General features: G+C 44.5%; 9 protein-coding genes and 1 pseudogene. 6 read left to right on the top strand and 4 right to left on the bottom strand.

The features are described from left to right. Positions 1-11 precede the first annotated feature (11 nt). Positions 12-338 (bottom strand): annotated as a pseudogene (locus MHB85_RS27195) (nitroreductase family protein); the annotation flags it as partial. Between MHB85_RS27195 and MHB85_RS27190 the strand changes: the two are divergent. After that, positions 292-612 carry a MerR family DNA-binding protein gene (locus tag MHB85_RS27190; RefSeq protein ID WP_192135697.1) on the top strand — a complete coding sequence of 107 codons (321 nt, stop codon included), beginning with the start codon at positions 292-294 and terminating at the stop codon, positions 610-612. The pseudogene MHB85_RS27195 and the gene MHB85_RS27190 overlap by 47 nt on opposite strands. Before the next feature lie 43 nt (positions 613-655). Here MHB85_RS27190 and MHB85_RS27185 read toward each other — a convergent pair whose 3' ends face one another. Both MHB85_RS27185 and MHB85_RS27180 read right to left on the bottom strand, forming a co-directional pair. After that, on the bottom strand, positions 656-1330 hold the full coding sequence (locus MHB85_RS27185; protein WP_192135699.1) for a VOC family protein: 675 nt from the start codon (positions 1328-1330) through the stop codon (positions 656-658). Positions 1331-1351: 21 nt separating this feature from the next. Beyond that, positions 1352-2233 (bottom strand): LysR family transcriptional regulator, encoded by an 882-nt coding sequence (locus tag MHB85_RS27180; RefSeq protein WP_149846820.1) that lies wholly within the window; start codon positions 2231-2233, stop codon positions 1352-1354. Positions 2234-2401: 168 nt separating this feature from the next. On the opposite strand from MHB85_RS27180, the gene MHB85_RS27175 reads away from it, so the two are divergent. Beyond that, positions 2402-3583 carry an MFS transporter gene (locus tag MHB85_RS27175; protein ID WP_192135701.1) on the top strand — a complete coding sequence of 394 codons (1182 nt, stop codon included), beginning with the start codon at positions 2402-2404 and terminating at the stop codon, positions 3581-3583. A 38-nt stretch (positions 3584-3621) separates the two neighbouring features. Here the strand turns inward: MHB85_RS27175 and MHB85_RS27170 are convergent, their stop codons facing one another. Next, positions 3622-4590, bottom strand: a complete 969-nt coding sequence (locus tag MHB85_RS27170) for a helix-turn-helix transcriptional regulator (protein WP_192135703.1) — start codon at positions 4588-4590, stop codon at positions 3622-3624. Between the two features lie 87 nt (positions 4591-4677). Here MHB85_RS27170 and MHB85_RS27165 point away from each other — a divergent pair, with 87 nt between their 5' ends. The 4 genes from MHB85_RS27165 (at position 4678) to MHB85_RS27150 (ending at position 9102) form a co-directional block, all read left to right on the top strand. Further along, positions 4678-5121, top strand: coding sequence for a VOC family protein (locus MHB85_RS27165; protein WP_076253518.1), 444 nt, complete (start codon positions 4678-4680; stop codon positions 5119-5121). A gap of 227 nt (positions 5122-5348) precedes the next feature. Next, a complete protein-coding gene (locus tag MHB85_RS27160) occupies positions 5349-5873 on the top strand; it encodes a VOC family protein (RefSeq protein ID WP_192135705.1) in 525 nt (174 codons plus the stop codon). A gap of 446 nt (positions 5874-6319) precedes the next feature. Further along, on the top strand, positions 6320-7240 hold the full coding sequence (locus MHB85_RS27155; protein WP_105601973.1) for a methyl-accepting chemotaxis protein: 921 nt from the start codon (positions 6320-6322) through the stop codon (positions 7238-7240). 149 nt (positions 7241-7389) lie between these two features. After that, the gene (locus MHB85_RS27150; protein WP_192135708.1) at positions 7390-9102 is read left to right on the top strand and encodes a spore germination protein; all 1713 of its coding nucleotides are present in this window, start codon (positions 7390-7392) and stop codon (positions 9100-9102) included. Positions 9103-9110: the final 8 nt, after the last annotated feature.

Below are 9110 nucleotides of genomic sequence, written 5' to 3'. Positions count from 1 at the left end.
TAATTAATGTTTTCCACTGATTTGCTGAAAATCTCCTCCATGTACTCAACATTGTTAGCATCGTAAAATACGGCAATGACAGCGGAAGACGTTAGTGCCTGTGTCTGGTTAAAAGAGCCCAGTGGTGCAAGTTTCCCTTTGCCTTCAGCACTGTCGATAACAAGAAACGCCAAGGTTGCATGTTAATGGCCGAAGGGGCACGTGAAGCTTTCGCCAGTATTTCGGTCATCTCCTCGCGACTGGATTTTCACTTCAGGGTCGTAGACTTTAACGGAATGGCGCTCCAAGACGATGTTATCAAAATCATTTATTTTGTTGAATTGGCCGGATGAACATATGCTGAGAGATCATAATAACTATCGAATATATGCGCAGAGCATTATTCAGCATCTGGAAGTGGTCAAACAATGTTTAGCTGTTGGTTTTACGATCAATGAGATCCAATCTATGATCTCTAAACATGGGTTTTCAAATAATGATCAAGCAAGCATTATCCAAGCGAAAATATCAGAAATTGAAGAAACACAAAATAAATTAGAGAATTCCAGACAAAATCTGTACGAAATTCTTAAATCGGATATCACGTGTGAGGATGGTTTTGGTAAGTATTGAGCTGGAAATCCCTCTTGAGTTTTTCATTCAGTACGTTCTTACATCATATCGATTCAATCGAGTACATATCGTCCTGTATACGCAAATTACCGGGCTGCCCAGTTTCAACTTTTACCTCCGTGGCAAATACACCAGGCATACGCCCGTCTGGGAACCAGGGCATCTGTTTATCAATGACAATAAACATGCCTTCTGCATCACCCGTAGGGGAGAATTGTTTTCCGTCTCCGGCAAAGGGTTCAAGTTGATAATGCCCATTCAATATGTTTGTCGTCTCAGAGACATCATCGACAGGCAGACCGATTTCACTAATACATAACAGATGCTTCGCTTCAAAAGCTTCATCAACTGCATTATCGAGTGAATGGTGAGCGATAAATTCCATCAAGTTGCCGCTTGGATCATAAAAATAGAAGGCTGTTGCATCCCAGTAGGGGAAATAAAATTCATCTTGTCCATCTTTGGAGAGCACTGAAATGTTACGGTCTTGAGCCCACCTTTTCGCATCAGCAAGTTTATTCGTTGGAATCGTAAATGCTACATGATAGTAGGGCTTTTCTTGTTCTGGCGCCTTCTTGAAAGAGAGGACCGAGTTCCCCGCACGGAATGAAACGCATGTTGCATTATCCTCCACAAGATCCATTTCCAGTAGTGTACCGTAAAACTCTTTTATGGCCTCGACCTGATGTGTCAACAAACCAACTTCTCTTATTTTCATTTCAGTATCCTCCTTTTAATCTCACCTTTGATTGAAATACTCGATTGTTTTCTCAATAAATGCCTTGGCCGATTGCGTTAGGTAACGGTCGGACCGATGGATGATCTCAAAGTGCCGGTATGGCGGATCGTCTGTAATTCGGATGCAACGTAGCGTAGGCTCATTCATGGCTTTGATCAGAGGAAAAGGCAGCAGTGTTCCTCCGACATTGGCTTTGACCAGGCTAATGATGGAGGTTGCCGAACTGGTCTCCATGATGGTATTTAGGGTAAATCCATATTTACGGCAATAGCCATCGACCAATTCTCTGCCTGTAAATCCTTCGGGGAACATCACCGTTTGGATATCACGTAGCTCTTGAATTTCAATGGTGCTTCGTTCAGCCCAATCATGATTCTCGGAAACAACGAGTACATATTCTTCACTGCACAAAGGAATGCGCACAAGCCGCCTATCAGGGGCAGACGTGATCTCGATGCCGATGTCGACTTCATTTTCCAACACTTGATTTACGACATAGATCGAAGAGATAACCTTCAATTGCACCTTGGGAAATCGGGCATGAAAATCAACGAGCAGCGGAGTAATACGGTAATCCAAATCGGATGGAAGAACACCAATAACCAATCGTCCCCGCTGATCATTCCGAAATTCAGCCAACGCATCTTGGGTATTCTGTAAATGCCGGATCATCTGTACACAGTGCTCCAGAAACAGAGTGCCTGCCTGGGTCATCACAATTTTTTTGCCGACACGGTCAAACAAAGGAACACCAAGTTCATCCTCCAACCCACGTATCTGTTGACTCAACGTAGGTTGAGATATGCCAAGTTTCTCAGCTGCCCGTGTAAAATGAAGCTCCTCACACACTGTAATAAAGTTTTCCATTTGACGAATCTCCATGAATTCACCTCTAATCATTGGTTTTAGTAATCATTTTAATAGAAATAATAGTATTGTTCAATCATTCTGATGATTCTATACTTAATCGTGCACCACCCGAAGATCTTGTCGTTAACAAATGGGGTCTTTGGTGAAGGCAACGATACTACTACCATGAGGTGATCCATAATGAAATTTTTTTATATTGTATTGGCGCTTATTCTGGCTTCACTGAACTTAAGACCACCGATTACTTCCATTTCTCCTCTGATGAGTACCATACAGAATGATCTGGGTTTGAGTGGCATGACCGCCAGTCTGTTAACTACACTACCCGTATTATGTATGGGCATATTCGCTCCATTCTCTGTAAGACTAAGTAGAAGGTGGGGGAACGAAGGTGCCATTGTGCTGGCTTTAATCTTTATTGGGATAGGTACGGGATTACGATTGTTCGTAGGAGCAACTCCGTTGATGATGTTCACTTCTTTTCTGTCAGGTGTAGGGATTGCATTGGCAGGGCCGCTGTTGTCCAGCTTCATTAAGCAGTATTTCCCTAACCGAGTGGCAGCCATGGTCGGCATCTACTCTACAGCAATGGTGATGGGGGCCAGCATTAGTGTGGGATTATCGGTTCCGCTTCAGCATACGTTGGGGGGATCTTGGAGAGGTTCTTTGGCTACATGGGCATTACTCGCTGCCATTGCATTGCCGATCTGGTTAAAATTAGCTTGGTCTGCGCGTACAGAGCGACAATCCGGACAAACCTCGGCTGTCATTCATGCACCACTTCCGGTGAAGAACAGGCGTGCATGGGTGCTGACACTGTTCTTCGGACTGATGGCCGCGATCTTCTATTCATTAACCGCCTGGCTTGCGCCAGCCATTCAAAGCCATGGATATAGCCAAGAGACTGCTGGCAACATCCAAACGTTATTTACATTGATATCACTGCCCTCAACGTTATTCATTCCCATGCTTGTACACCGATACCAAAGACGTGTCTTCTGGCTTGTTGGATGTGCGATGTTGGAATTAACAGGTGTCCTGATGCTGAATCTCTCTGTCAGTCCGTGGTTCGCAGCGATCCCGCTCGGTATTGGTGCAGGTGGACTGTTCCCGATTGCACTCATGTTGCCAATTGATGAGACAAAAAATGCTCAGGAAGCGAGTAGCTGGTCCGCGATGACTCAATCTGGTGGCTACATTCTTGGAGCACTTGGGCCGCTGGCGATTGGTTGGCTCCGCGATCTAACAGGCAGCTTCGTGCAAGCATTTTATGGCTTGGCTATCATCATCGTGTTGCAGATTATCGTTCAATTGGCTATTGGTAATAAAAAAATGTTAAAAGTTAGCCGGGAGCAGAGCTAAAAGGCATGTGAAGTAAAATGGATATAGAAATATGATCTTTATACATGATCCAACAAGTCCAGATAGTACTGCCTTAATGCTTTCTGTAAGATGACGGGCTCCATAATCTTAATCGATTTACCATAGCCCGCAAGATATCTCACTATGAAATCAAGCTCGTGAGGTTCATACGAACCGACAAGATACATGTGTCCCATCTGCTCGATGATCTGCATAGATGGGAAATGTTCTTGCTGGAATAGCTCCATCCCGGCTTCATCAATCAGGCATTTAAATGGAATTGCTTGTTCCGATGGTTTCCATAAAGATTGGGCATCCTGTGAATAGAGTTCCTTTACATGAGTTAAAGGCTCAATCTCCGTTGTTTCGGCTGAAACGATACGGTCGCAGCGGAATACACGATACGCTTGTTTATGCATATCATAGGCCTGGCAATACCAATAGCCTTTCCTGGCATAGAGCGCGATGGGTTGAATGGTGCGGATATTGGTGTTTGCAGAAGATGACCTTTGATCAGAGGATCTACGCTGATTAGCGTACGTAATCTGGATCACTATATTCTGCACAGCAGCCATCAACAGAAACTCCAAATGTGCACTGTCGCGGATCTGCTCGGTATGTTGGAAGTAAACCCGGTGTTGGATGTTCTCAATATCCTGTCGTTGCTTGTCGGATAACGCGCTCATAAATTTCTCATGAATGGTACGGAAAGAGACTTGAAAAGGTAAGTTGGAGAAGCTGCGGAGAGCCTGCATCGCAAAATAAAGGGCATGAAGCTCCCCCGTATTAAACGAAATGGGAGGCAGCTGCATCTGTTGCAGCAGTCGATATCCGCCATAGCGTCCATATTCGACATAGATGGGCGCACCTAACTCTTCCAATGAAGCGATATCTCTTAAAGCGGTTCGTTTGGAGATCTGGAACTCCTGCATGAGATCTTGCAGAGTGAACTGTTGTTTTTGATTAATAAAGCGCAGCATCTGGTTCATACGTTCTGATTTTTTCATATCAAACCCTCTTAATGGTGCCATGGATTGGCACCTTTCGTTGTTATAGTGATAAGTGTAATCCAATAGGAACAAGGAGGCAATATAATGAATTTTGAAGTGATACCATTTTTGTCGATGAACGGTGATGCGGCAGCAGCCATTGCTTTTTATGAGGAGTTTCTGGGCGCCAAGGTGATATTCAAGAAAAGTTATAAAGAGATGAAGGAGATGAACCCGGGTTTTGAGTACCCTGCCGGTCAAGATGAGTATATTACACATTCGGTGCTGGAGATTGGGGTTAACAAGGTCATGATTGCGGAAGAAGCAATGGACACGGAGAGAGCATGGCAGCTGGGGAACAGCACGTCACTATGTATTCAATCCAAGGATAAAGATACAATCGATCAACTGTATCATTCTCTGATGCAACATGAGGGCGTGAAGGTACTGGTACCTTACGAGCAAAATGAATTCAGCCCAGGTTATGGCATTGTACGGGACCCATTTGGCATTGCGATTCAGTTATGTGTAACTGTGCATGATTTTTAAAATGAGTTCAGGCCACCAGTTAAGCACTCGGTATGTAAACCTGTAACTAACTTAAAAACATCAAAGAAAGAAGAGCCATGGATATCATGCGCTCTTCTTTTTTCGGTTCTATACAAGGTTGTTCGAGCAATCGATGGTTACAGCAGATCTCTTTTCGTGTAAATCATATAGGTATGGATGTCGCTGTGTACAAGCAAGTTCAGTGGATAAAGGAAAGAAGGGATACTATGATTACGAGAGGAATCGACCATATTGGAATAACTGTACCGGATATGGCGCAGGCGACACTATTTCTACAACAGGCGTTTGGAGCTCAACTTGCCTATGACCATATAATGCCGGATGATCCCCCACAGGAAGGACCTGAGGCAGAGCTTAAATTAGGACTGCGTTCAGGAGCAAAGGTTATTCATATTCGAATGTTATCTCTTGGGGAGAGCGCCAGTATAGAGCTATTTCAGTACACGAATACAGCACAATCGGAGCCAGTTAGGGCATCGGATTACGGATTGCAGCATATGGCGTTGTATGTGGACGATATGCAAGAAGCTGCACGACACTTCAAAGAAGCGGGCGGGGTGTTGCTAACAGAGCCTGGGGCGTTGTCCGGTCATATTGAAGGCGGGGAAGGCAGTCAGTTTGTGTATGGAAGAGCACCTTGGGGGATGCTGATCGAGCTGATCTCCTACCCTGCGGGCATCCAGTATCCGAATCATAGTGAAGCGAAGCGCTGGACACCACGAAAAAAATAATAACGATGAGACTGGATAAGAAACAGGACGATGCACGACAAATCGTTCTGTTTTTCTTGTATATAGGGGCTAAGCGGCCACTAAAAAAACAGAAATTATGTTACAAATACGTTACAAATACAGAAGTTTATACCTCTTTGCCCTATGTTACGATACGTACAAGTAGATACAGAGATATTTTACGGATAAGATAAGCTATAACCTCTCTTTTCTGGATGATGAACATGCACCGAAGGTATGTTGACGGATGCCTTTTATCCAGGATATTGAAGAAGCATTGAAACAAAGATTTTCTTGAAAAAATAAATGACAACAGATGATCCAAAATGCTGCAAATCGGGTATCAATAGTAGAGCCATCTAGAACCTGATGGATACATACGTTGTTATGATCGTTTTTGCTAGTTAAATGCTGTCTATTATGGAATGAACTGTGGGGGTTATCAAGTGTCTATATTAGATATGGAAAAGAAAGATGTTGTCACCGATGCAATGGTCATCAAGGCGATGGAGAAAAATCTTGCTATCATTCGATTCAATCTGGATCGCCGGGTAACCTACGTAAATGAAGTCTTTGCCCAAACGATGGGATATACGGTAGATGAGATGTATGGCATGAAGCATCAGCAACTATGCTTTGGTCAATTTGCAAATACCCCGGACTATGATGCTTTTTGGAATAGCATATTTAATGGTGTCAGCTTCCAGGACAAGGTTGAACGCAAGGATGCAAAGGGGAATTCCGTATGGCTTGAGGCGACATATATGCCGGTGTACGATGAGACGAATCAGAAGATACTTGGTGTCTCCAAAATCGCCACCAACATTACCAACCGTCAGAACAACATTTCGGTCGTAGTGAATGAGCTGAAAACGATGTCCCATGAACTGAATGGGCAGGCAGATGTAGGCATTGAACGGAGCCAGGAATTAATGTCAAGTATCTCCTATATCTCTGAGGTGTCGACTTCTAACCGTGCAACGTTGACTCATTTGCAGGAACAAGCCGGATCAATTCAGGGCGTGGTACGAACGATACGCGAGATTTCGTCTCAGACGCAACTGCTCGCGTTGAATGCTGCCATTGAGGCTGCACATGCAGGAGAATTTGGACGAGGATTCGATATCGTGGCCAAGGAAGTTAAGAAACTATCCGCAATGGTGGAGAGTTCGATTAATGAGATTCGTGATAGCGTTACCGGAATAACGAAGGAGATTGGTAATATCACAGGCGGTACCAAAAAGGTAGAAGAATATGTGGAGCAGAGCCAGAAGCAGATTGAGATTGCACTGAATGATTTTACAGCAATTGCTGCATCAGCTCACTTGTTGGATGCCAAAGCGGAGCATGTGACCAGAATCGTATAATATAGAGCAAATAGTGGTTCCTAATAAAGGAACCGCTTTTTTTTTGCTGTTCTGTACACAAAAAAACGGGAATTATTGTGATCAAACGGGGACACAATACTTGGGAATACCTGCAGCTTTGTCATGCAGAGAAATGTTGGGGTGGGAACATGTGGTCAACAATTGTATCCTACGTGCCGGATTGGTCCATATGGATCCAGGCATTCTTGGTCTTCATCATTCCAATTGGTATTACCTTGAGCGCGCGCTGGATCAATGCTGCCATTAAGCGCGGAAGCTTCTCTCGTTCGAAGCAATCGTCCGTATCCTCGAAGGATATCTCGCCAGCAGCTAAAGGGCAGGGTGAAGGGACCGAAACAGGCCAATATGCGAATATTAAATTAACCGGCAAGTACAATACGGATCTGACCAGTGTAAGAGAAAGCTTTGGTCAAAATGCTGACGTGCATATTCGGGAATTTACGATTAGGGGAACGAATACACGGGCAGCCGTTGTATATACCGAAGGTCTGGTAGATCAGGACTTAATTGATGATCACTTGATAACACCGTTGATGTTAGAAGGTGTCCCTTTACTTAAGCAGGAAGGTTTCCTCCATCCGGATAATGCACATTTACTATCGGCCTACCTGCAAGGTCAGCTACTACCTGTCAGTTTGATTGAGGAGACCCAGTCCCTTCAAAAGGTCTCAGTTGGCGTGCTTTTTGGCAAGAATGCACTGTTGGTCGATGGATTGCCGGGAGCTCTATTAATTGGAGCTCATAAGATCAAAACACGTGGTGTAAATGAACCGTTGTCAGAGGGATTGCTCCGTGGACCTCGTATTGGTTTTACAGAGCAATTAAGCGATAATACAGGCATTTTGCGTCGTTATGGAAGTGATCAGAGCCTGTTTATTAAGAAGTATGAAGTGGGTTCACGGATCAAAAAAGATTTGGCGATAGCCTATATTCAGGATATTGCCGATCCCAAACTCGTGGCTGAAGTATGCAAGCGAATTGAAGAGATGGATATGGATTCGATGCTGGAATCAGGTTATGTGGAACAACTCATCGAAGATAATACGCTGAGTCCTTTTCAGCAGGTACTGAATACAGAAAGACCTGACCGGGTAATGGGTGCCCTTCTGGAAGGCCGAGTGGCAATTTTGCTGGATGGAACGCCATTTGTATTAATTGTACCGGTGACCTTTAGCATGTTGCTTCAGTCACCCGAGGACTATTATGAACGCTGGATTCCCGGAACATTTTTGCGAGTGCTGCGTTTTATGGCCGCGATGCTGGCATTGCTTGCTCCTGCGCTCTATATCTCGTTTATCTCCTTCCATCCGGGTCTTATTCCAACGAAGCTGGTACTGACGATTATTGAAACGCGGACGGGCGTGCCGTTTCCTTCGATCATTGAAGTACTGATCATGGAACTTTCGATTGAAATTCTGAGGGAGGCAGGGATACGGCTGCCTAAACCAATTGCGCCAGCGATGGGTATCGTAGGAGGTCTGATTATTGGCCAAGCAGCAGTGCAGGCGGGAATTATAAGCCAATTTCTGGTCATTGTCGTAGCGGTTACGGCCATTTCTTCCTTTACGATTCCAGTCTATAGTGCGGGATTAACACTACGGATTCTCCGATTTGCCGCTATGTTCAGCGCAGCCGTACTCGGATTGTTTGGCGTGGTTATGTTCTTTCTGCTTGTGTGTACGCATCTGGCACGACTCTCAAGCTTTGGCGTACCTTATGTGGCACCAGCGGTTCCTTATCACATCAATGAATGGAAGGACTTCGTTATCCGTGCACCGCTAAATATGATGAGAATGCGTCCCAAAATGACAAATCCGATAGATCAGGACCGAAAAAAATAAGCTAACTC

The organism is Paenibacillus sp. FSL K6-4396, from assembly GCF_038002525.1.
In the GTDB taxonomy this organism is placed as follows: domain Bacteria; phylum Bacillota; class Bacilli; order Paenibacillales; family Paenibacillaceae; genus Paenibacillus; species Paenibacillus amylolyticus_B.
The sequence above is the reverse complement of the archived record's forward strand: the minus strand, read 5'-3'. Positions and strand labels throughout refer to the sequence as shown.